Source organism: Pantoea sp. X-Soil-YNGN-785, assembly GCF_059730585.1.
The window spans coordinates 3,807,902-3,831,986 of the sequence record NZ_AP035942.1 but is presented as its reverse complement, the minus strand read 5'-3'; the positions used below and the strand labels follow the sequence as shown (position 1 = coordinate 3,831,986).

16 protein-coding genes, 4 tRNA genes, 3 rRNA genes and 1 riboswitch are annotated in these 24,085 nt (G+C 54.6%); of the genes, 19 read left to right on the top strand and 4 right to left on the bottom strand.

The features are described from left to right. Positions 1–176: 176 nt before the first annotated feature. Positions 177–824, top strand: coding sequence for an HTH-type transcriptional repressor FabR (fabR, locus tag AC6I8E_RS17875; protein WP_013359449.1), 648 nt, complete (start codon positions 177–179; stop codon positions 822–824). Between the two features lie 14 nt (positions 825–838). Beyond that, positions 839–1,192 carry a YijD family membrane protein gene (locus AC6I8E_RS17870; protein WP_013359448.1) on the top strand — a complete coding sequence of 118 codons (354 nt, stop codon included), beginning with the start codon at positions 839–841 and terminating at the stop codon, positions 1,190–1,192. A gap of 52 nt (positions 1,193–1,244) precedes the next feature. Here the strand turns inward: AC6I8E_RS17870 and trmA are convergent, their stop codons facing one another. Further along, positions 1,245–2,348, bottom strand: a complete 1,104-nt coding sequence (gene trmA / locus AC6I8E_RS17865; RefSeq protein ID WP_033784273.1) for a tRNA (uridine(54)-C5)-methyltransferase TrmA — start codon at positions 2,346–2,348, stop codon at positions 1,245–1,247. Positions 2,349–2,458: 110 nt separating this feature from the next. Further along, positions 2,459–2,641, top strand: a riboswitch (cobalamin riboswitch). Positions 2,642–2,711: 70 nt separating this feature from the next. On the opposite strand from trmA, the gene btuB reads away from it, so the two are divergent. The 9 genes from btuB (at position 2,712) to AC6I8E_RS17820 (ending at position 11,262) form a co-directional block, all read left to right on the top strand. Next, positions 2,712–4,592, top strand: a complete 1,881-nt coding sequence (btuB, locus tag AC6I8E_RS17860; RefSeq protein WP_497824276.1) for a TonB-dependent vitamin B12 receptor BtuB — start codon at positions 2,712–2,714, stop codon at positions 4,590–4,592. Next, on the top strand, positions 4,537–5,388 hold the full coding sequence (murI, locus tag AC6I8E_RS17855; RefSeq protein ID WP_061061088.1) for a glutamate racemase: 852 nt from the start codon (positions 4,537–4,539) through the stop codon (positions 5,386–5,388). Before btuB ends, murI begins: the two co-directional genes overlap by 56 nt. A gap of 396 nt (positions 5,389–5,784) precedes the next feature. Further along, positions 5,785–7,324, top strand: a 16S ribosomal RNA gene (locus AC6I8E_RS17850). Positions 7,325–7,397: 73 nt separating this feature from the next. Then, a tRNA-Ile gene (locus AC6I8E_RS17845) sits at positions 7,398–7,474 on the top strand. A 142-nt stretch (positions 7,475–7,616) separates the two neighbouring features. After that, positions 7,617–7,692 (top strand) — tRNA-Ala (locus AC6I8E_RS17840). A gap of 207 nt (positions 7,693–7,899) precedes the next feature. Then, positions 7,900–10,807, top strand: a 23S ribosomal RNA gene (locus AC6I8E_RS17835). Between the two features lie 92 nt (positions 10,808–10,899). Next, a 5S ribosomal RNA gene (gene rrf, locus AC6I8E_RS17830) occupies positions 10,900–11,015 on the top strand. Together the 16S, 23S and 5S rRNA genes with 4 tRNA genes alongside form the textbook arrangement of a ribosomal RNA operon. Positions 11,016–11,102: 87 nt before the next feature. Then, positions 11,103–11,179 (top strand) — tRNA-Asp (locus tag AC6I8E_RS17825). 7 nt (positions 11,180–11,186) lie between these two features. Then, a tRNA-Trp gene (locus AC6I8E_RS17820) sits at positions 11,187–11,262 on the top strand. Positions 11,263–11,383: 121 nt separating this feature from the next. On the opposite strand, the gene hdfR is transcribed toward AC6I8E_RS17820, so the two are convergent. Then, on the bottom strand, positions 11,384–12,217 hold the full coding sequence (hdfR, locus tag AC6I8E_RS17815) for an HTH-type transcriptional regulator HdfR (protein WP_010253571.1): 834 nt from the start codon (positions 12,215–12,217) through the stop codon (positions 11,384–11,386). 120 nt (positions 12,218–12,337) lie between these two features. On the opposite strand from hdfR, the gene AC6I8E_RS17810 reads away from it, so the two are divergent. Further along, the gene (locus AC6I8E_RS17810) at positions 12,338–12,676 is read left to right on the top strand and encodes a MaoP family protein (protein ID WP_010253568.1); all 339 of its coding nucleotides are present in this window, start codon (positions 12,338–12,340) and stop codon (positions 12,674–12,676) included. A 25-nt stretch (positions 12,677–12,701) separates the two neighbouring features. On the opposite strand, the gene AC6I8E_RS17805 is transcribed toward AC6I8E_RS17810, so the two are convergent. After that, positions 12,702–14,225: a YifB family Mg chelatase-like AAA ATPase gene (locus AC6I8E_RS17805; RefSeq protein WP_497824275.1), complete on the bottom strand. Its 1,524-nt coding sequence runs from the start codon at positions 14,223–14,225 to the stop codon at positions 12,702–12,704. Between the two features lie 330 nt (positions 14,226–14,555). On the opposite strand from AC6I8E_RS17805, the gene ilvL reads away from it, so the two are divergent. From ilvL to ilvA, 6 genes are all read left to right on the top strand, one after another. Beyond that, positions 14,556–14,654, top strand: a complete 99-nt coding sequence (ilvL, locus tag AC6I8E_RS17800) for an ilv operon leader peptide (protein ID WP_072101316.1) — start codon at positions 14,556–14,558, stop codon at positions 14,652–14,654. A gap of 149 nt (positions 14,655–14,803) precedes the next feature. Then, complete coding sequence (ilvG, locus tag AC6I8E_RS17795; RefSeq protein WP_201252207.1) at positions 14,804–16,450, top strand: acetolactate synthase 2 catalytic subunit; 1,647 nt, start codon at positions 14,804–14,806, stop codon at positions 16,448–16,450. Next, complete coding sequence (ilvM, locus tag AC6I8E_RS17790; RefSeq protein WP_008926359.1) at positions 16,447–16,704, top strand: acetolactate synthase 2 small subunit; 258 nt, start codon at positions 16,447–16,449, stop codon at positions 16,702–16,704. The genes ilvG and ilvM overlap by 4 nt, the downstream gene beginning before the upstream one ends. An 18-nt stretch (positions 16,705–16,722) precedes the next feature. Further along, positions 16,723–17,652 carry a branched-chain amino acid transaminase gene (locus AC6I8E_RS17785; protein ID WP_013359441.1) on the top strand — a complete coding sequence of 310 codons (930 nt, stop codon included), beginning with the start codon at positions 16,723–16,725 and terminating at the stop codon, positions 17,650–17,652. 62 nt (positions 17,653–17,714) lie between these two features. Then, positions 17,715–19,565, top strand: a complete 1,851-nt coding sequence (ilvD, locus tag AC6I8E_RS17780; RefSeq protein ID WP_195857577.1) for a dihydroxy-acid dehydratase — start codon at positions 17,715–17,717, stop codon at positions 19,563–19,565. 2 nt (positions 19,566–19,567) lie between these two features. After that, on the top strand, positions 19,568–21,115 hold the full coding sequence (gene ilvA, locus AC6I8E_RS17775; RefSeq protein ID WP_033734421.1) for a threonine ammonia-lyase, biosynthetic: 1,548 nt from the start codon (positions 19,568–19,570) through the stop codon (positions 21,113–21,115). Here ilvA and ilvY read toward each other — a convergent pair whose 3' ends face one another. After that, the gene (gene ilvY, locus AC6I8E_RS17770; protein WP_497824274.1) at positions 21,116–21,997 is read right to left on the bottom strand and encodes an HTH-type transcriptional activator IlvY; all 882 of its coding nucleotides are present in this window, start codon (positions 21,995–21,997) and stop codon (positions 21,116–21,118) included. It abuts the gene before it with no gap. 162 nt (positions 21,998–22,159) lie between these two features. Between ilvY and ilvC the strand changes: the two genes are divergently transcribed. Further along, a complete protein-coding gene (gene ilvC, locus AC6I8E_RS17765) occupies positions 22,160–23,635 on the top strand; it encodes a ketol-acid reductoisomerase (protein WP_095707684.1) in 1,476 nt (491 codons plus the stop codon). Positions 23,636–24,085: the final 450 nt, after the last annotated feature.

Sequence of the window (24,085 nt, the reverse complement as noted above, 5' to 3'; positions counted from 1 at the left end):
ATTTATACATTTTTACAACGAGATTCTAACATCTCGTCGCGCACTTCTGAATTCTATCAGTGATTTTCACCACATTTTGACAAAGAGTGAGGTTCACAGGCGGTGACAAAGATTGCCAATCTGTACGCTGAAAATTTTGTTATAGTGCCCACTCAATACCGCTAAAGGCAGAGAGCATGGGCGTCAGAGCGCAACAAAAAGAACGTACACGACGTACACTGATTGAAGCAGCTTTCAGTCAGCTCAGCGCCGAACGCAGTTTTACCAGTCTGAGTTTGCGGGAAGTTGCCCGTGAAGCGGGAATAGCACCTACCTCTTTTTATCGTCATTTTAAGGATGTTGATGAGCTTGGTCTGACGATGGTGGATGAAAGCGGGCTGATGCTGCGACAGCTGATGCGTCAGGCGCGCCAGCGTATCGCCAAAGGTGGCAGCATCATTAAAACGTCGGTGGCGACCTTTATGGAGTTCATCGGCAACAACCCCAACGCTTTTCGCCTGTTACTGCGTGAACGTTCCGGTACCTCTGCCGCTTTTCGTGCCGCCGTGGCGCGTGAAATTCAGCACTTTATCGCTGAACTGGCCGATTATCTTGAGGTCGAAAATCGCATGCCGCGTAGTTTTACCGAAGCGCAGGCTGAAGCGATGGTGACCATTGTTTTCAGCGCCGGTGCAGAAGCACTGGATGTTGATGCTGAGCAGCGACGTAAGCTTGAGGATCGGTTGGTGCTGCAGCTGCGTATGATCGCCAAAGGTGCTTATTACTGGTATCGCCGTGAGCAGGAACGACTGGCGGTCACCCTGGAAAAACCCGAAGAGCAATGAGTAAGGATCCGTCCATGACCCACCCAGGTATCCGCGATAAAAGCACTCTGGCACTGGCTTTTATTACCGGTTTAGCGATTAACGGCTCGTTTTCTGTGCTGTTCAGCGCTTTTGTTCCCTTTTCGATTTTTCCGCTGATTGCGCTGGGTCTGGCGGCCTGGTGTCTGCATCAGCGTTATCTCAACACCAACATGCCGGACGGCATGCCAGGTCTGGCGGCGGCGTTTTTCCTGCTGGGGATTCTGGTGTATAGCGCGCTGGTGCGGGCGGAATACCCGGACATTGGCTCCAACTTTGTCCCTACCGTTCTGATGGTTGCGCTGGTGTTCTGGATTGCGACGCGATTTAAGCGCAAGCGTAATCAGTAGGGATATCATCAGGAATATATGAAAACGGGAACCTCAGGGTTCCCGTTTTTGTTTACGCTTTACGCGTCAGCAGAACGCCGCATTCCATATGGTGGGTATAGGGGAACTGATCAAACAGCGCCAGCCGCGTTACCTCATGCGTTTCTGACAGCGTCTGCAGATTGTCGCTCAGGGTTTGCGGATTGCAGGAGATGTAAAGGATGCGCGGATAGGCCTGCACCATTTTCACCGTCTCTTCATCCAGGCCGCTGCGCGGCGGATCGACAAAAATCGTCTCGCATTCGTAGCTGGTCAGGTCAATCCCTTCCAGACGATTAAAGCTGCGTACGCCATTCATCGCCTGCGTAAACTCTTCCGCTGCCATGCGAATGATCTGCACGTTATCAATCTGGTTCACGGCAATGTTGTATTGCGCCGACGCAACAGAGGGTTTGGCAATTTCTGTCGCCAGCACGCGGCGGAAATTACGCGCCAGCGCCAGCGAGAAGTTACCATTGCCGCAATAAAGCTCCAGCAGGTCGCCCTGTGAATCCTGCGTCACATCCAGCGCCCACTCCAGCATCTGAATATTCATCGCCGCATTAGGCTGGGTAAAACTGTTCTCGACCTGACGATAGATAATCTCACGACCCGCCACGGGCAGACATTCGTCTACAAAGTCGCGATCCAGACAGATTTTGGTTTTGGTCGCACGGCCAATCAGCTGCACATCCAGCCCTTCCGCGCGCAGCTGGTCACGCAGCGCCGCAGCTGCCTGCTGCCACTCATCATCCAGCTTGCGGTGATAGAGCAAGGAAATCACAATCTGATTGCTCATGGTCGACAGATAATCGATCTGGAAGAGTTTATGACGCAGGGTCCGGTTATCACGGATCGCGGCGATCATCTTTGGCATCAGCTGGTTGATCAACTGGCTGGCCGCCGGGAACTGATCAACCCGGATTCGCTCCCGTGTCTGCTGGTCAAAGATGATGTGATAGATATCATCGCCGTCGTGCCACAGGCGAAATTCAGCGCGCATCCGATAGTGGCTGACCGGCGAACGGAACACCTCCACGTCGGGCGCAGCAAACGGCGTCATCATCGTCTCTAAACGACTGACTTTTTCCGCCAGCTGTGCGTCATACTCTTCAATGGGGAGATGTTCGGGTGTCATGAGCAATCCTGATTAATAGCTTACCAGCGGGCGATTGTAGGCATTCACTTGCTGATGTCCAGTCCTGCAGCGAGAAGATATTTAGCAGTCTGGACTTCCGTATCTCCACTCCGTAGACTGCAAGCGCCGGCCTCAAGCCCGAGTTACCAGGGAATCCAGTGTGAATCTGGAGCTGACGCGCAGCGGTAAGGAATGTCGTGATGTGTGCAAGTGCAGACACTGTCCTGCGGGATGGGAAGTCATCATCACCTATGGTTCCCAGCCCGAAGACCTGCCGGTGTAACGTCGCTACTCGTTCAATCATCGCGTTCTATTGATTGTCGGCCCGCGGCATCCTGCTTCGTCTTATGGATGCGATTAAAAATGACTAAAAAAACCGCATCGCTGTTCGCGCTGAGCGCAACGGCGATTTCCCTCTGGGCGCAAAACGGTTTTGCGCAGGGCAATGATGATACGCAAATCGTCACTGCCAACCGTTTTGCTGAACCCGTTTCAGGTGTGCTGGCACCGACCACCGTCGTCACGCGTGATGAGATTGATCGCTGGCAGGCCAAAAGCCTGACGGATGTGATGCGGCGTCTGCCGGGTGTCGATGTCGCACAGTATGGCGGACTGGGGCAGCAGAGTTCACTGTTTATTCGGGGAACCGAGTCCCGACATGTGCTGATCCTGATTGATGGTATCCGGCTTAATCAGGCGGGTATCAGCGGTTCATCTGACCTCAGCCAGATCCCTCTGTCGCTGGTGCAGCGCATCGAATATGTTCGCGGCGCGCGGTCTGCGGTTTACGGTTCTGATGCGATTGGCGGCGTGGTGAATATCATTACAGGTCGATCGCAACCGGGCACCACGCTGACGGCGGGCATGGGGTCAAATGGTTATCAGACATACGATGGTTCCACCCAGCAGAAACTGAGTGATGCGACAAAGCTGACCCTGGCTGGCAACTACACCTATACCAAAGGGTATGACGTGGTGGCGGGCTATCCCAATGACTATGGTCCGGCGCAGCACGATCGCGACGGCTTCATGAGCAAAACGTTGTATGGCAACCTTGAGCATCAGTTCAGCAATGAACTCAGCGGTTTTGTGCGCGGCTATGGGTTTGATAACCGTACCGCCTACGACGGATCATACACTTATAATGACAGCTTCACTAATATCATCGGTCTGGCGGATACCCGTCAGCTCTATAGCCAGACCTGGGATACCGGGTTACGCTTCAACCGTGACATTTACTCTACCCAGCTCATCGCCAGTTACGGCCATACTAAAGATATTAACTACGATCCGCGCAATGGCCGCTATGGCGCTGCATCCACCTTTGATGATGTCACCCAGTACAACCTGCAGTGGGGCAACACGGTGCAGGTGGGGCAGGGCGCCGTCAGCGCCGGTGTTGACTGGCAGAAAGAGACGACTGAGCCGGGCACGAACACTTTGTCAGAGGGCTATGAGCAGCGTAACACCGGCCTCTACCTGACCGGCCAGCAGCAGGTTGGCAGTGTCACCCTTGAAGGTGCGGTACGCGGTGACGATAACAATCAGTTCGGCTGGCATAACACCTGGCAGACGGCGGCGTCATGGGAGTTCATCTCTGGTTACCGCGCATTCGCCTCTTATGGCACGGCTTTTAAAGCACCGAATCTGTCGCAGGTTTACAGTCCGTTTTATGGTAATCGCGACCTCGACCCGGAAAAAAGTAAGCAGTGGGAAGGCGGTTTTGAAGGCCTTAGCGGGCCGGTGAACTGGCGCGTGTCGGGCTATCGCAATGACATTGATAATCTGATTGAAGGCGATCCGCAGACCTTCCGCTACTACAACGTTGAGCAGGCGCGTATTAAAGGCGTTGAAGCCACCGCCGGATTTGATACCGGGCCGCTGACGCATCAGTTCTCTTATGATTATGTTGATGCGCGGGATGGCAGCACCGATCAGCCCCTCATTCGCCGGGCTAAGCAGCAGGTGAAGTATCAGCTCGACTGGACGCTGTATGAGTTTGACTGGTCAGTCACCTACCATTATCTGGGCGACCGTTATGATACCGACTTTAACAGTTCACCCAGCCGACGCGTGAAGGTAGGAGGAGTGAGCCTGTGGGATCTCGCCGTCTCATATCCGGTCACTTCACAACTCACGGTTCGTGGTAGAATTGCCAACCTGTTCGATAAAGATTACGAGACAGTGTATGGCTATCAGACCCCAGGACGAGAGTATTACCTCAGCGGCAGCTACAACTTCTGATTTGCGCCCTACCGTGCTGGTGTTTGATTCCGGCGTCGGTGGGCTTTCTGTCTATGACGAGGTCCGTCAGCTATTGCCGGACCTGCATTATCTCTATGCCTTCGATAACGCGGGCTTCCCCTACGGTGAGAAAAGCGAGACCTTCATCGTGGAGCGGGTGGTCGCTATCGTTGAGGCTATTACGCAGCGCTACCCTCTCTCATTGGTCATCATCGCCTGTAATACGGCCAGCACAGTTTCATTACCCGCTTTACGTGAACGTTTTGCATTTCCTGTGGTGGGAGTGGTGCCGGCAATTAAACCGGCCGCGCGCCTGACGCGTAATGGCGTGGTGGGATTACTGGCAACGCGTGCTACGGTGCGCCGTCCTTATACCCATGAGCTGGTGTCGCAGTTTGCCGGTTCCTGCAACATTGAGATGCTGGGATCGGCAGAGCTGGTGGAACTTGCCGAAGCGAAGCTCCACGGTGCGGAGGTTGCACTGGATGAAGTGCGCCGTATTGTTCAGCCGTGGCTGAGGATGGCTGAGCCACCGGACACGGTCGTCTTAGGCTGTACGCATTTTCCTTTACTGCGCGAAGAGCTGCAGCAGGTGTTGCCTGAAGGAACGCGTCTGATTGATTCCGGTGCGGCAATCGCCCGACGTACCGTCTGGCTGCTGGAGCATGAAGCGCCAGAAGTGCACTCCTCGCAGCAGAATGTCGCATTCTGTACGGCGCTGGATGGCGAAGCGGGTCAGTTATCACCCGTTTTGCAGCGTTATGGCTTCCCGTTGCTCGAAAAACTGGCGCTTTAGCGACTTTTAGCTGAAAAAATCAGCACTCGGAATTTTATTTGAAATTAGCACTTGTCAGCCTCCGAGAACTCCCTATAATGCGCCTCCACTGACACGGCACAACGGCTTACGAAGCGCCGGGTTGAGTAGGTTCGAAATCATACGAACCAGTGAGTTAAGCGAAAATAAATGCTTGACTGACAATGCGGAAAGCGTAATATACGCAGCCCGCGCCGCAGTAAATCGCGGCATGCTCTTTAACAATTTATCAGACAATCTGTGTGGGCACTCGCAGGATTGATATCAGCGTCTTAGGACGCATCAAAATATCAAAGCCTCACGAGTGAACACATAATGAAATTCATTATGACGTTTTACAGATGAGCACCGCTTAACTTGTTTAAGCAAATCAAACTTAAATTGAAGAGTTTGATCATGGCTCAGATTGAACGCTGGCGGCAGGCCTAACACATGCAAGTCGGACGGTAGCACAGAGAGCTTGCTCTCGGGTGACGAGTGGCGGACGGGTGAGTAATGTCTGGGGATCTGCCCGATAGAGGGGGATAACCACTGGAAACGGTGGCTAATACCGCATAACGTCGCAAGACCAAAGAGGGGGACCTTCGGGCCTCTCACTATCGGATGAACCCAGATGGGATTAGCTAGTAGGCGGGGTAATGGCCCACCTAGGCGACGATCCCTAGCTGGTCTGAGAGGATGACCAGCCACACTGGAACTGAGACACGGTCCAGACTCCTACGGGAGGCAGCAGTGGGGAATATTGCACAATGGGCGCAAGCCTGATGCAGCCATGCCGCGTGTATGAAGAAGGCCTTCGGGTTGTAAAGTACTTTCAGCGGGGAGGAAGGCGGTGCGGTTAATAACCGCGTCGATTGACGTTACCCGCAGAAGAAGCACCGGCTAACTCCGTGCCAGCAGCCGCGGTAATACGGAGGGTGCAAGCGTTAATCGGAATTACTGGGCGTAAAGCGCACGCAGGCGGTCTGTTAAGTCAGATGTGAAATCCCCGGGCTTAACCTGGGAACTGCATTTGAAACTGGCAGGCTTGAGTCTTGTAGAGGGGGGTAGAATTCCAGGTGTAGCGGTGAAATGCGTAGAGATCTGGAGGAATACCGGTGGCGAAGGCGGCCCCCTGGACAAAGACTGACGCTCAGGTGCGAAAGCGTGGGGAGCAAACAGGATTAGATACCCTGGTAGTCCACGCCGTAAACGATGTCGACTTGGAGGTTGTTCCCTTGAGGAGTGGCTTCCGGAGCTAACGCGTTAAGTCGACCGCCTGGGGAGTACGGCCGCAAGGTTAAAACTCAAATGAATTGACGGGGGCCCGCACAAGCGGTGGAGCATGTGGTTTAATTCGATGCAACGCGAAGAACCTTACCTACTCTTGACATCCACGGAATTCGGCAGAGATGCCTTAGTGCCTTCGGGAACCGTGAGACAGGTGCTGCATGGCTGTCGTCAGCTCGTGTTGTGAAATGTTGGGTTAAGTCCCGCAACGAGCGCAACCCTTATCCTTTGTTGCCAGCGATTCGGTCGGGAACTCAAAGGAGACTGCCGGTGATAAACCGGAGGAAGGTGGGGATGACGTCAAGTCATCATGGCCCTTACGAGTAGGGCTACACACGTGCTACAATGGCGCATACAAAGAGAAGCGACCTCGCGAGAGCAAGCGGACCTCACAAAGTGCGTCGTAGTCCGGATCGGAGTCTGCAACTCGACTCCGTGAAGTCGGAATCGCTAGTAATCGTGGATCAGAATGCCACGGTGAATACGTTCCCGGGCCTTGTACACACCGCCCGTCACACCATGGGAGTGGGTTGCAAAAGAAGTAGGTAGCTTAACCTTCGGGAGGGCGCTTACCACTTTGTGATTCATGACTGGGGTGAAGTCGTAACAAGGTAACCGTAGGGGAACCTGCGGTTGGATCACCTCCTTACCTGAAGATACCTTCCCGCGCAGTGCTCACACAGATTGTCTGATAAAAAGTAACGAGCAGAAAAAACCTCTACAGGCTTGTAGCTCAGGTGGTTAGAGCGCACCCCTGATAAGGGTGAGGTCGGTGGTTCAAGTCCACTCAGGCCTACCAAATTCGCACTCACGCTGCGTTATGTTCCCGGCTCGCATAGTTCACTATGCTTCGCGGAAACATGCCTTGCCTGAGCACGAATTGCATTTCTCACGAAGTGTACTCGGTTGAGTGGTAGTAGTGGTCTCTGCAGTAACTGTATGGGGCTATAGCTCAGCTGGGAGAGCGCCTGCCTTGCACGCAGGAGGTCAGCGGTTCGATCCCGCTTAGCTCCACCATACCGTTTTAACTGTTTTTCTGAATACTTCAGAGCGTACCGGCAACGGTGTGCTGCGAAGTATTATGCTCTTTAACAATCCGGAACAAGCTGAAAATTGAAACGACGTGTCGTTTTCATTCTCCGTAATAAGAATGAAAAATACGACACGTTCGAGTCTCTCAAATGCTTGCAGTCTGCAGCGTTGAAAAACGCCTGTGGGTTGTGAGGTTAAGCGACTAAGCGTACACGGTGGATGCCCAGGCAGTCAGAGGCGATGAAGGACGTGCTAATCTGCGTAAAGCGACGGTAAGGTGATATGAACCGCTACAGCCGTCGATGTCCGAATGGGGAAACCCGGTGCACTCTGTGCATCATTGCAGCATGAATACATAGTGCTGCAAGGCGAACCGGGGGAACTGAAACATCTAAGTACCCCGAGGAAAAGAAATCAACCGAGATTCCCCCAGTAGCGGCGAGCGAACGGGGAGCAGCCCAGAGCCTGAATCAGCATGTGTGTTAGTGGAAGCGTCTGGAAAGTCGCAGGGTACAGGGTGATACTCCCGTACACAAAAGCACATGTGCTGTGAGCTCGATGAGTAAGGCGGGACACGTGGTATCCTGTCTGAATATGGGGGGACCATCCTCCAAGGCTAAATACTCCTGACTGACCGATAGTGAACCAGTACCGTGAGGGAAAGGCGAAAAGAACCCCGGCGAGGGGAGTGAAACAGAACCTGAAACCGTGTACGTACAAGCAGTGGGAGCCTTCTTTATGGGGGTGACTGCGTACCTTTTGTATAATGGGTCAGCGACTTATATTCTGTAGCAAGGTTAACCGTATAGGGGAGCCGCAGGGAAACCGAGTCTTAACTGGGCGTTAAGTTGCAGGGTATAGACCCGAAACCCGGTGATCTAGCCATGGGCAGGTTGAAGGTTGGGTAACACTAACTGGAGGACCGAACCGACTAATGTTGAAAAATTAGCGGATGACCTGTGGCTGGGGGTGAAAGGCCAATCAAACCGGGAGATAGCTGGTTCTCCCCGAAAGCTATTTAGGTAGCGCCTCGTGAACTCATCTTCGGGGGTAGAGCACTGTTTCGGCTAGGGGGCCATCCCGGCTTACCAACCCGATGCAAACTGCGAATACCGAAGAATGTTATCACGGGAGACACACGGCGGGTGCTAACGTCCGTCGTGAAGAGGGAAACAACCCAGACCGCCAGCTAAGGTCCCAAAGTCATGGTTAAGTGGGAAACGATGTGGGAAGGCACAGACAGCCAGGATGTTGGCTTAGAAGCAGCCATCATTTAAAGAAAGCGTAATAGCTCACTGGTCGAGTCGGCCTGCGCGGAAGATGTAACGGGGCTAAACCATGCACCGAAGCTGCGGCAGCGACACTATGTGTTGTTGGGTAGGGGAGCGTTCTGTAAGCCGTTGAAGGTGTGCTGTGAGGCATGCTGGAGGTATCAGAAGTGCGAATGCTGACATAAGTAACGATAAAGCGGGTGAAAAGCCCGCTCGCCGGAAGACCAAGGGTTCCTGTTCAACGTTAATCGGAGCAGGGTGAGTCGACCCCTAAGGCGAGGCCGAAAGGCGTAGTCGATGGGAAACAGGTTAATATTCCTGTACTCGGTGTTACTGCGAAGGGGGGACGGAGAAGGCTATATCAGCCGGGCGACGGTTGTCCCGGTTTAAGCGTGTAGGCGGAGGGTCCAGGTAAATCCGGTCCCTTATTAACGCTGAGGCGTGACGACGAGGCACTACGGTGCTGAAGTGATAAATGCCCTGCTTCCAGGAAAAGCCTCTAAGCATCAGGTAACACAGAATCGTACCCCAAACCGACACAGGTGGTCAGGTAGAGAATACCAAGGCGCTTGAGAGAACTCGGGTGAAGGAACTAGGCAAAATGGTGCCGTAACTTCGGGAGAAGGCACGCTGGCGCGTAGGTGGAGGGATTTACTCCCCGAGCCGAAGCCAGTCGAAGATACCAGCTGGCTGCAACTGTTTATTAAAAACACAGCACTGTGCAAACACGAAAGTGGACGTATACGGTGTGACGCCTGCCCGGTGCCGGAAGGTTAATTGATGGGGTTATCCGCAAGGAGAAGCTCTTGATCGAAGCCCCGGTAAACGGCGGCCGTAACTATAACGGTCCTAAGGTAGCGAAATTCCTTGTCGGGTAAGTTCCGACCTGCACGAATGGCGTAATGATGGCCAGGCTGTCTCCACCCGAGACTCAGTGAAATTGAACTCGCTGTGAAGATGCAGTGTACCCGCGGCAAGACGGAAAGACCCCGTGAACCTTTACTACAGCTTGACACTGAACATTGAGCCTTGATGTGTAGGATAGGTGGGAGGCTTTGAAGCGCGGACGCCAGTCTGCGTGGAGCCAACCTTGAAATACCACCCTTTAATGTTTGATGTTCTAACGTAGGCCCGTGATCCGGGCTGCGGACAGTGTCTGGTGGGTAGTTTGACTGGGGCGGTCTCCTCCTAAAGAGTAACGGAGGAGCACGAAGGTCAGCTAATCACGGTCGGACATCGTGAGGTTAGTGCAATGGCATAAGCTGGCTTGACTGCGAGAGTGACGGCTCGAGCAGGTGCGAAAGCAGGTCATAGTGATCCGGTGGTTCTGAATGGAAGGGCCATCGCTCAACGGATAAAAGGTACTCCGGGGATAACAGGCTGATACCGCCCAAGAGTTCATATCGACGGCGGTGTTTGGCACCTCGATGTCGGCTCATCACATCCTGGGGCTGAAGTAGGTCCCAAGGGTACGGCTGTTCGCCGTTTAAAGTGGTACGCGAGCTGGGTTTAGAACGTCGTGAGACAGTTCGGTCCCTATCTGCCGTGGGCGCTGGAGAATTGAGGGGGGTTGCTCCTAGTACGAGAGGACCGGAGTGAACGCACCACTGGTGTTCGGGTTGTCATGCCAATGGCATTGCCCGGTAGCTAAGTGCGGAAAAGATAAGTGCTGAAAGCATCTAAGCACGAAACTTGCCCCGAGATGAGTTCTCCCTGACCCCTTGAGGGTCCTGAAGGGACGTTGAAGACTACGACGTTGATAGGCCGGGTGTGTAAGCGCAGCGATGCGTTGAGCTAACCGGTACTAATGACCCGTGAGGCTTAACCTTACAACGCCAGAGGCGTTTTTGAGAGACACGATTTTCAGCCTTGTACCGGATATTCTGCGCGGCCCCCGGCGGCGGCGCGGAGACAGAATTTGCCTGGCGGCTTTAGCGCGGTGGTCCCACCTGACCCCATGCCGAACTCAGAAGTGAAACGCCGTAGCGCCGATGGTAGTGTGGGGTCTCCCCATGCGAGAGTAGGGAACTGCCAGGCATCAAATTTGTTCCTTTTCCTCTGACAGGGAAAATAACGGGAACAGACGGTTATCAGCCGGTTGCTGATAAGCGTGAAAGAATCGGTGGAGCGGTAGTTCAGTTGGTTAGAATACCTGCCTGTCACGCAGGGGGTCGCGGGTTCGAGCCCCGTCCGTTCCGCCACCCTATTAGGGGCGTAGTTCAATTGGTAGAGCACCGGTCTCCAAAACCGGGTGTTGGGGGTTCGAGTCCCTCCGCCCCTGCCAGAAAACGATCCTTTGCTTCGGCAAAGGATTTTTTTTTTGCCTTCAGAAAGGCAAAAAAGAAGAACCAGCTAAATCTAACTGGTCTCATCTCTTCCCTGCTTGCTTCTCTACCTGCCGATCTTTAGCTGTTTTGCCTGACCAGAATCGGGAATTTAAGCAACTGCCGGATATGCGCCTGCTGATCGCTGTTCTGCAACCAGACAGCATAGAGCGGACGAACGGCGACGGGCGTATCCGGGATCACCATCAACTCACTGTAAACGCTTTGCCAGAAGTCAGGCAGGAACGCGCACGCGCCGGTGGTATGCAGCAGTTCACGGGTAACATGCGCCGACGTTGTGGTCAGTACTGGCACATCATCCGCCCCGGAAAGGTAGCTCTGATGCTGATGAAAATCTGCTCCCCATTCCAGTTTAATGTAATCATATTTTTCGCGTTTCTCGCTCTGCCGGGCGCAGAACAGCGCCAGCGAGATATGACCAATCTGCTGACTGGTTAACTCATCCATTTTAGGCGCTTCAGTGGTGATCAACAGATCCAGCTGGCGTTCATGGAGCTGCTTAACCAGCAGGTGTCGTTGTGCCACGCGCGCTTCTAAATGCAGGCTTTCACGATTCTCATACAGCGTCTGTAGCCACGGCGTCAGATAAGCCTCCCATAGCGATGCACTGGCACCGATCGAAAGCTCATGGTGCTGCTGAGTGTGGGAAACCTCCTTCTTTGCCATCATCCAGGTGCTCATCAGGCTTTCAGCATAGGGAAGCAGGCGCTCTCCGGCCGCTGTCAGACGTATGTTATTGCGATGCCGTGTAAAAAGGTTAACGCCAAGTTGATTCTCTAACTGGCGGATGCGAAAACTGACAGCAGATTGCGTAAGGTAAAGTGCTTCTGCAGCACGCCCGAAATGGCGTGTTCTGCTCACTTCCAGGAAAGTTTTCAGTAATTCCGTATCCACAGCGTTCTCCCAAAAAATGTTTGTCGTATAGATTTAAATGTTTTGTTTTACACTCTGTCAAGCCTATCTAATACTCCGCGCCATTAACAGCACGGCATTAGAAAATCAGGAGCGTGTAACATGGCGGAAAGCTTCTCAACAGAGAATCGTTTCTTTGATAACAAACATTACCCGCGTGGTTTCTCACGCCACGGTGACTTTACTATTAAAGAAGCTCAGCTTCTTGAACGCCACGGTTTCGCCTTTAATGAGCTGGATTTATCAAAGCGTGAGCCTGCAACAGAAGAAGAACGTCTGTTTATTGAAGTATGTCGTGGCGTGCGTGAGCCGCAAACGGAAGCCGAACGTGTATGGTCTAAATATATGACCCGCATTAAGCGTCCTAAGCGTTTTCATACGCTTTCCGGCGGTAAACCGCAGATGGACACCGTCGAAGACTTTACCGACAGCGACGATTAACAGAGAAGGGGCGAAAGCCCCTTTTTTATTGCAGGCTGTTATGCAGATGAATCATTAAACGATCAATCGTGCGATAACTGACAGCTTCCTGCAGATGATGCCGGCTGATCTCTGCCTCTCCCGCCAGATCGGCCACGGTACGCGCCACCTTCAAAATCCGCTGCCATGCCCGTACAGATAAACCCAGTTTCTCCAGTACTGACTCCAGCCACTCCGCATCCTCCTTAGCCGGCTGACACCAGCGCATAATCTCCGCATTGTTTAAATGCGCATTAATTTTTCCTGCACGGGTCAGCTGAATCTCCCGCGCCGCGACCACCCGATGACGAACCCGTTCAGACGTTTCTGCTGCAGGGCGTTGACCGCTAAGCATTCCACCTGGAAGTAGCGGCACCTCCAGCGAAAGATCAAAACGATCGAGAAAAGGGCCGGACAGCTTGCTGAGATAACGCAGCACCTGCTGAGGTGAGGTGCGGTTATGCTGTCCCTGATAATGTCCGGTTGGACTTGGGTTCATAGCAGCAATCAGCTGAAATCGTGCCGGATAGGTGACTTTTGCGCGGGCACGCGAAATAGCGATGACACCCGACTCTAATGGCTCGCGCAGAGAGTCCAGCACCTTGCGATCAAATTCCGGCAACTCATCCAGAAATAGCACGCCGTTATGCGCCAGTGAGATCTCGCCGGGGCGTGGCAGCGATCCACCACCAATCAAAGCATAGAGAGATGCGCTATGGTGAGGCGACCTGAAAGGCCGGGTACGCCATTGTCGGTGCAGAGTACTGCTATTGTTCACCAGGCTGGCGATTGCCGCGCATTCCAGTGCTTCCTGGTCGGTTAAAGAAGGCATGATGCCGGGCAGCCGGGTGGCAAGCATGGTTTTACCGGTGCCAGGCGGGCCAATCAGTAACAGGTTATGCCCGCCAGCCGCCGTGATCTCCAGCGCTCTGCGTCCCTGTTCCTGACCAATAATATCTGCGAGGTCGTCAGCAGGTGGATTGCCCTGATGCTCAGGAGACTGCGCTGTCGGTAACGTGAGTTCATTGCGCAGAAAAGTGCATACGTCGCTGAGGTTAGAGGCGACCAGCGATGATCCCTGACGGATAAGTCCGGCATCCGCCTGATTTTCAGCAGAGAGAACCAGCTGTCGTCCAGCCTGAATTGCTACCATGGCTGCCGGAATCGCGCCCTGAACACCGCACAGCGCGCCGTCGAGTGCCAGTTCACCCAGAAACTCATAGTGCATCAGCTTGTCGGCAGGAAGCTGCTCAGAGGCGACCAGAATGGCGATTGCCATAGGTAAGTCATACCTTCCGCCCTCTTTGGGTAAGTCCGCTGGAGCCAGATTGATGGTGACCCGCTTTGCCGGAAAGGTGAAACCGCTGTTGATAATGGCGCTGCGTACCCGCTCACGCGCTTCTTTGACCGTGGTTTCCGGCAGGCCTACCAGGGTCAAGGCAGGCAGGCCGTTACTGATATGTGCCTCAATGGTCACCAGCGGGGCTTCCACCCCCAGTGCTGCCCGGGTCAGAACTTTTGACAATGACATACTCGCTCCTTGTTGCCGTCAGTCTGGTGACTGCATCAAAGAAAAGCGAGCACAGCATCAGCACAGTTCGGGACATCGCACACCCCATCGAAAGTTGTTTCATGGCGTTTTAAAACGCTGCGCGACAGTACGCAAATTCATCGAAATATTATTACGTCCCTGAAGTGATGAATAATTATCATTATATAATTATTTCTTGTATTACAGATTGATAGGCCTTGATTCTGCGCAACAAGCTAAAATAAATCTGTAAAAAAAGTTGTGTCATGCCCCCTGACTATGATAACTCTGTAGGCATTACTTCGAACACGAAAAAGAATTGAACAACACATGAAAGCCCTTCTACAAGTGATTAGCCTGGTCGTGATTAGCGTGGTGGTGGTTATTAACCTACCGTGCGGGGCAACGCTTGGAGAAAGAAAGGCTTAAAAATCAAGCCTCGAATCCGAAAAACCCCCGCACCGAAAGGTCCGGGGGTTTTTTTTCGACCCGAGGAAATATCAGTAAATCCACAAGGAACAAACAATGAACAGTAGCATAAAATTCTGTTGTTCCGGTCAGGACACAGGAGAATAGCGATGACAGGTGCACAGTGGGTAGTTCAGGCTTTACGCGCGCAGGGTGTTGATACCGTATTTGGTTACCCGGGCGGCGCCATCATGCCGGTATACGACGCGCTCTATGATGGCGGCGTGGAACACCTACTGTGTCGTCACGAGCAGGGCGCTGTGATGGCGGCAATCGGCTATGCCCGTTCAACCGGCAAAACCGGCGTCTGTATCGCCACTTCCGGCCCCGGCGCGACAAACCTGATCACCGGTCTGGCGGATGCCATGATGGATTCAGTGCCGGTTGTGGCGGTAACGGGTCAGGTCACCTCGGCCTTCATCGGCACCGATGCCTTTCAGGAGATTGACGTACTGGGACTCTCTCTGGCCTGCACCAAGCACAGCTTCCTGGTGGAATCGCTGGATGAGCTGCCCGCCATCATGGCGGAAGCTTTTGCGCTGGCGCAGTCAGGCCGTCCTGGCCCGGTACTGATTGATATCCCGAAAGACATTCAGATTGCACAGGGTGAACCCGCGCCGCATCTGGTTCCGGTTGAAGAAGGAAATGCGCTGCCGCATCAGGCGATTGACCAGGCACGTGCACTGATGGCGCAGGCCAGAAAGCCCATGCTCTACGTTGGCGGCGGTGTTGGTCTGGCGCAGGCGGTTCCGGCACTGCGTGCGCTGGCAGAAGAGACCGGCATTCCGGCGGTCGCTACCCTGAAGGGACTGGGCAGTGTGGACCCACACAGTGACGTTTACCTTGGCATGCTGGGGATGCATGGTACCAAAGCCGCTAACCTGGCCGTACAGGCGTGTGACCTGCTGATCGCGGTCGGTGCCCGTTTCGACGACCGCGTCACCGGCAAGCTGGATACCTTCGCACCGCACGCCAGCGTCATTCATCTCGATATCGACCCCGCTGAATTAAACAAATTACGTCGCGCTCATGTCTCTCTGCAGGGCGATCTTAACGAACTGCTGCCCGCCCTGAGTCAGCCTTTATCTATCAACGCCTGGCGCGATGAGGTGCAGGCACTGAAAGCCAGCCATACATGGCGCTATGACCATCCGGGCGACGCGATCTATGCGCCGCTGCTGCTGAAGCAGCTTTCCGATCGCAAACCGGCGAATGCCGTCGTCACCACTGATGTTGGTCAGCACCAGATGTGGACAGCGCAACATATGGATTTCAGCGCGCCGGAGAACTTCATCACCTCCAGCGGCTTAGGCACTATGGGCTTTGGCTTACCGGCTGCCATCGGTGCGCAGGTTGCACGTCCGGACGATACAGTGATCTGTGTCTCGGGCGATGGCTCCATCATGATGAACATCCAGGAGCTGGGCACCATCAAGCGCGGCAGGCTGCCGGTCAAAATCGTACTGATGGATAACCAGCGTCTGGGCATGGTGCGCCAGTGGCAGCAGCTGTTTTTCGATGGTCGCTACAGTGAAACTAACCTGTCCGACAATCCCGACTTCCTCACGCTGGCCAGCGCGTTCAACATTCCCGGCCAGCGCATTACCCGTAAAGATCAGGTCGACGCCGCCCTTGATGCTCTGCTGAACAGCGAAGGTCCTTACTTCCTGCATGTTGCAATAGATGAGCATGAAAACGTCTGGCCACTGGTACCGCCGGGTGCCAGCAATGCAAACATGATGGAGAAAACCGTATGAACCAGCATCAATTGTCTATCGAAGCCCGTTTCCGCCCTGAAATATTAGAGCGCATTTTACGCGTCGTGCGTCACCGCGGTTTTCAGGTCTGTTCTATGAACATGGCCTCAGTCGCCAACGCAGAAAACATTAATATTGAAATGACCGTTGCCAGCCAGCGCTCCGTCGATTTACTGTCTTCGCAGTTAAGTAAATTGATCGACGTTGCATGCGTTCAGATTCAACAACAGACAACACAACAAATCCGCGCGTAGCCGCGAGAGGGAATAACAATGAGCACGAAGAAAGCAGACTTTATTTGGTTCAATGGCGAGATGGTTAAGTGGGAAGAAGCGAAGGTCAGCGTCATGTCCCACGCCTTGCACTACGGTACGTCGGTATTTGAAGGCGTCCGCTGCTACGACTCTCACAAAGGACCGGTTGTGTTCCGTCATCGTGAACACATGCAACGTCTGCACGACTCCGCCAAAATCTACCGTTTCCCGATTAAAAGCAGCGTTGATGAGCTGATGGAAGCGTGCCGCGAAGTCATCCGCGTAAACAAACTGAAAAGTGCTTATATCCGTCCGCTGGCCTTCGTCGGCGATGTGGGCCTGGGCGTCAACCCGCCAGATGGCTTCACGACTGACGTGATCATTGCCGCCTTCCCGTGGGGCGCTTACCTGGGCGCTGAAGCGCTGGAAAACGGCATCGATGCCATGGTCTCTTCATGGAACCGCGTGGCGCCAAACACTCTGCCAACCGCCGCTAAAGCGGGTGGTAACTACCTCTCCTCACTGCTGGTGGGCAGCGAAGCCCGTCGTCATGGCTATCAGGAAGGCATTGCGCTGGATACTAATGGCCTGATCTCAGAAGGTGCTGGCGAAAACCTGTTTGAAGTTAAAGATGGCGTGCTCTATACCCCGCCATTTACCTCTTCGGCACTGCCGGGCATTACCCGCGATGCGATCATTACGCTGGCACGTGATATGGGCATTGAAGTGCGTGAGCAGACTCTGTCGCGTGAATCCCTCTATCTGGCTGATGAAGTCTTTATGTCTGGCACCGCGGCAGAAATCACACCGGTGCGCAGCGTTGACCGCATTCAGGTGGGCGAAGGCAAATGTGGTCCGGTCACCAAACGTGTCCAGCAGGCCTTCTTTGGTCTGTTCACGGGCGAAACAGAAGACAAATGGGGCTGGTTAGATCCGGTTAACCCATAATCAGATACAGCGCGGGCGTCATCTGACGTCCGCGAGCTAATTCTTACTGGAGTAAATAGAGCATGCCTAAGTACCGTTCCGCCACTACCACCCATGGCCGCAATATGGCGGGTGCCCGTGCCTTATGGCGCGCGACAGGAATGACCGACGACGATTTCGGCAAGCCGATTATCGCTGTGGTTAACTCATTCACCCAATTTGTCCCTGGCCACGTTCACCTCCGCGACCTGGGTAAACTCGTCGCTGAGCAGATCGAAGCGGCGGGCGGTGTGGCTAAAGAGTTCAACACCATCGCGGTGGATGACGGTATTGCCATGGGTCATGGCGGCATGCTGTATTCACTGCCTTCGCGTGAGCTGATTGCTGACTCGGTCGAGTACATGGTTAACGCGCACTGCGCCGACGCCATGGTCTGTATTTCTAACTGCGACAAAATCACCCCAGGTATGCTGATGGCGTCTCTGCGCCTCAATATTCCGGTGATTTTCGTTTCAGGCGGCCCGATGGAAGCGGGTAAAACTAAGCTTTCTGACCAGATCATCAAGCTGGACCTGGTTGATGCGATGATTCAGGGTGCCAACCCGAACGTCAGCGATGCCGACAGCGATCAGATCGAACGCTCTGCCTGTCCGACCTGCGGCTCCTGTTCCGGTATGTTCACCGCCAACTCGATGAACTGCCTGACCGAAGCACTCGGCCTGTCGCAGCCTGGTAATGGTTCACTGCTGGCCACGCACGCCGATCGCAAAGAGCTGTTCATTAATGCCGGTAAGCGTATCGTCAGCCTGACTAAGCGCTACTATGAGCAGGATGACGTCAACATGCTGCCGCGTAACATCGCGAACAAGGCCGCTTTCGAGAACGCTATGATGCTGGATATCGCCATGGGCGGCTCCACCAACACTGTGCTGCACCTGCTGGCGGCGGCACAGGAAGGCGACATCGACTTCAACATCTCCGACATCGATCGCCTGTCACGTAAAGTGCCTCAGCTTTGTAAAGTCGCACCAAGTACCCCGAAATACCACATGGAAGACGTGCATCGCGCAGGTGGCGTTTTCGCGATTCTGGGCGAGCTGGATCGCGCAGGTCTGTTCGACAGCAGCGCGCGCAACATCCTGCAGCAGACGATGCGTGAAACGCTGGATCAGTACGACATCATGCTGACCAAAGATCAGGCGGTAAAAGATATGTTCCGCGCGGGCCCGGCGGGCATACGTACTACCCAGGCATTCTCGCAGAACTGCCGCTGGGACACGCTGGATGATGACCGTGCCGAAGGCTGTATCCGCACCCGCGAAAACGCTTACTCTCAGGATGGCGGTCTGGCCGTGCTCTACGGCAACATTGCCGAAGATGGCTGTATCGTTAAAACCGCGGGCGTAGACAAAGAGATCCTGACCTTCACCGGTCCGGCCAAAGTCTATGAAAGCCAGGATGACGCGGTAGAAGCGATTCTGGGCGGCAAAGTAGTCGCAGGCGACGTGGTCGTCATCCGCTACGAAGGGCCAAAAGGCGGGCCGGGCATGCAGGAAATGCTCTATCCGACCACCTATCTGAAATCGATGGGCCTGGGCAAAAGCTGCGCACTGATCACCGACGGTCGTTTCTCCGGTGGTACATCAGGCCTCTCTATCGGCCACGCTTCGCCTGAAGCGGCCAACGGCGGCACTATTGCGCTGGTCAAAGATGGCGACATCATTGAAATTGATATCCCTAACCGCGGCATCAAACTCGCTGTGCCGGATAACGAACTGCACGCCCGCCGTGAAGAGCAGCAGGCACGTGGCGATGCGGCGTATACGCCGGTCAATCGTCAGCGTGAAGTCTCCTTTGCGCTGCGTGCTTACGCATTACTCGCGACCAGTGCTGACAAAGGCGCCGTCCGCGATAAGAGCAAGCTGGGAGGCTAACCATGGCCGAGTCTCAACCGCTACCCGACGCGCCATGCGGCGCGGAGTATCTGCGCGCAGTGCTGCGTTCACCGGTGTATGAAGTGGCACAGGTGACGCCGCTGCAGGTTATGGAAAAAATTTCATCGCGTCTTGGCAATACCATTCTGGTGAAGCGGGAGGATCGCCAGCCGGTACACAGTTTCAAGCTGCGCGGTGCCTACGCGATGATTGCCGGTCTGAACGAAGAGCAGAAAGCGCGCGGCGTGGTGACAGCATCAGCCGGTAATCATGCGCAGGGCGTGGCGCTCTCCGCGACGAAGCTGGGCATCAAGTCACTGATTGTGATGCCGCTGGCGACCGCAGACATCAAGGTTGATGCGGTGCGCGCATTTGGCGGTGAGGCTTTTCTGTTTGGGGCCAATTTTGACGAGGCGAAAGCCAAAGCGATAGAACTCGCTGAACAGCGTGGCTATACCTTCGTGCCGCCGTTTGACCATCCGGCTGTGATTGCCGGACAGGGCACGCTGGCGATGGAGTTGTTGCAGCAGGATGCGCACCTCGACCGGGTCTTTGTCCCGGTGGGTGGCGGCGGTCTGGCTGCGGGCGTTGCGGTGCTGATCAAGCAGCTGATGCCGCAGATTAAAGTCATCGCGGTGGAGTCAGAAGATTCAGCCTGCCTTAAAGCGGCGCTGGACGCCGGTCATCCGGTCGATCTGCCACGCGTCGGGCTGTTTGCCGAAGGCGTCGCGGTTAAGCGGATTGGCAGTGAAACCTTCCGGCTCTGTCAGGCCTACATTGATGACATCATCACCGTCGACAGCGATGCCATTTGCGCTGCGATGAAAGACCTGTTCGAAGATGTTCGTGCCGTGGCGGAGCCGTCTGGCGCGCTGGCGCTGGCGGGCATGAAGAAGTATATCCAGCAGCACGAGATCAAAGGCGAGCGGCTGGCGCACGTCTTGTCCGGGGCCAACGTTAACTTCCACGGTCTGCGTTACGTCTCCGAGCGTTGCGAGCTGGGTGAACAGCGTGAAGCGCTGCTGGCCGTCACCATCCCGGAACAGCAGGGCAGCTTCCTGCGTTTCTGCCAGACGCTGGGCGGACGTTCAATCACCGAGTTCAACTACCGCTACGCGGACGCGGACAAAGCCTGCATCTTTGTTGGTGTACGTCTGACGCGTGGCGTGGAAGAGCGCAGCGAGATCATCAGTGAACTCACCCGCGGTGGTTATCAGGTGGTCGATCTGTCAGATGATGAGATGGCAAAACTGCATGTGCGTTACATGGTGGGCGGACGCCCTTCCAAGCCGCTGCGTGAACGGCTCTTCAGCTTTGAATTCCCGGAGGCACCTGGCGCGTTGCTGAAGTTCCTGCAAACGCTGGGCACCCACTGGAATATCTCGCTGTTTCATTACCGCAGCCATGGCACCGACTACGGTCGTGTGCTGGCGGCTTTTGAACTCGGCAGCGATGAGCCACGTTTCGAGGAGCATCTCACCGACCTGGGTTACGACTTTCATGACGAAAGCCAGAACCCGGCGTTCCGCTTCTTCCTGTCAGGCCACTGATTACAGCTGGCTCCAGAAAGCACTAATCAGCGGCTCTCCGAGCCGCTTTTTTTGCACGCAGATGCCGAGTTCGAACGGCGCAACCGAGTCAATATTCTCCAGCAACAGCACGCGGTTCCGCACCGGATCCGGACTGTTCTCCAGCACCACATCCGGCAACAGTGTAATACCGCAACCCAGCGCCACCATCGAGACAATCGCTTCATGGCCCGATACCGTGGCGTAAATCACCGGATTCGGGATGCGCTGGCGGCGAAACCAGAGATCGATACGCCGCCGTGCCGGTCCCTGCACCGGCAGGATAAACGGAATTTTTGACCAGTCGGGCTGCGGCTGGGTGGCCTGGGTGCGGACGGCACAGGGCAGTGCGGGCGCAATCAGCACCAGCGGGATCAGCCCCAGTGGCATAAAATCAATGCTGGCGGGCAGGGTTTCAGGCCGTCCGGCAATCGCCAGATCGGCATCGCCGGAGTGCACTTTTTCTACCGCATCCGCAGCATCGCCAGTATCCAGTTTGATTTCGACCTGCGGATGTTCCGCGCGAAAGCGATCGAGAATCGGCGGCAGATGACTGTAGGCCGCCGTCACAGAACAGAACAGTCGCAGTTCGCCGCTAAGTGACGGGCCGTTAAGATCCATCACATGGCGCAGTTGCTGATACTGCAACAGCGTCTGCTGGGCAAACTGGCGCAGGCGTTCGCCCGCTTCCGTTAACGTCACGGTGCGGTTATCACGCAGAAAGAGCGCATGGCCGACATCGTCTTCAAGCCGCTGGATCTGGCGTGACAGTGTGGAAGGGCTGACGTGCATCGCACGCGCCGTGCGCCCGAAGTGGCAGCTTTCTGCCAGATGAAGAAACAGTTTCAGATCCCGTAAATCCATGCGCGCGTCGCCTCTGTTTAGTGTTGCATTTATTGCAATGTGACGTTGTTAATATATCAATTTAAGCAACAGAATTCCTGTCATATGATGGGGTCATTCGCGGCGTTGCATGACACGCCGTTCCTGAACAAAAAAAGCAAACACAACCTTATCGGAGTACCCATGGCTAACTATTTCAACACATTGAACCTGCGCAACCAGCTGGCGCAATTAGGCAAATGTCGTTTCATGGCGCGTGATGAATTCGCGGATGGTGCCAGTTTCCTGAAAGGCAAAAAAGTCGTTATCGTTGGCTGTGGCGCGCAGGGCCTGAACCAGGGTCTGAACATGCGTGATTCAGGTCTGGATGTCGCCTATGCACTGCGTGCCGAAGCGATTGCTGAGAAACGCCCTTCATGGCGCAAAGCGACCGATAACGGTTTCAAAGTGGGTACTTACGAAGATCTGATCCCGCAGGCGGACCTGGTGGTTAACCTGACGCCAGACAAGCAGCACTCTGCTGTCGTTCAGGCTGTTCAGCCGCTGATGAAAGATGGCGCTGCGCTGGGTTACTCGCACGGTTTCAACATCGTTGAAGTGGGCGAAAGCATCCGTAAAGACATCACCGTAGTCATGGTGGCACCGAAGTGCCCGGGTACAGAAGTCCGTGAAGAGTACAAACGCGGCTTTGGTGTTCCGACGCTGATCGCGGTTCACCCGGAAAACGATCCAAAAGGCGAAGGCATGGCGATTGCTAAAGCCTGGGCAGCAGCGACCGGCGGCGATCGTGCTGGCGTTCTGGAGTCCTCCTTCGTTGCAGAAGTGAAATCTGACCTGATGGGTGAGCAGACCATCCTGTGCGGCATGCTGCAGGCGGGTTCACTGCTCTGCTTCGACAAGCTGGTGGCTGAAGGTACGGACCCGGCTTACGCAGAAAAACTGATTCAGTTCGGCTGGGAAACCATTACCGAGTCACTGAAGTTTGGTGGCATCACCCTGATGATGGATCGTCTCTCTAACCCGGCGAAACTGCGCGCTTATGCGCTGTCAGAGCAGCTGAAAACCATCATGGCGCCGCTGTTCCAGAAGCACATGGATGACATCATCTCCGGCGAATTCTCTTCCGGCATGATGGCTGACTGGGCTAACGATGATAAAAACCTGCTGACCTGGCGTGAAGAGACCGGCCAGACCGCATTCGAAACTGCCTCACAGTATGAAGGCAAAATCGAAGAGCAGGAGTACTACGACAAAGGCGTAGTGATGGTTGCAATGGTTAAAGCGGGCGTTGAGCTGGCGTTTGAAACCATGGTCGATGCCGGCATCATCGAAGAGTCTGCTTACTACGAATCACTGCATGAGCTGCCGCTGATTGCGAACACCATCGCACGTAAGCGTCTTTATGAAATGAACGTAGTTATCTCTGATACCGCCGAATATGGTAACTACCTGTTCTCCTTCGCTGCGGTGCCGCTGCTGAAAGAGTTCATGACCACGCTGCAGCCAGGCGATCTGGGTAAAGCGGTTGAAGGCACGCAGGTCGACAACGCGCAACTGCGTGATGTCAACGAATCGGTTCGCCAGCATCCGATTGAAACTGTTGGCCGCAAACTGCGTGGCTACATGACCGATATGAAGCGTATCGCTGTCGCGGGCTAATAACCGGCAACACAGTATTCAGCAAAACAAACCCCGGCTCGTCGGGGTTTTTTGTTTGTGAACACTGCCTGCATTGCTATAAGACCGTGCCTGTGTCCTTAAGCTTCTTCATTGCTGCCAATATCACTACGCCTTTAAACGCGATTCAGCTTTTTCGAACAGACAACTAATCCACTTCAAGCGATGGGAGCATACGCCTGTAGCAAAGCATCGCGGGCCAGGGACAAAAACGCCGGGAGCGTTTTTGAACAACGCAAAGCGTTGGCCCGTTTACGGGCGCACCTCAGGGATGAGGTGCGTAATCGCCCGCGCTGAGCCCGCCAGGGATGGCGTCTTTTGCGTCTTTGCGAAAGGCGTATGCTCCCTGAGCCTGTCACCTGACCATAAGGCGATGCTTTTTTTAGCCCTTCAGAGCAGTTGTACTCTGTGAGCCCGCTCCATAAAAAAACC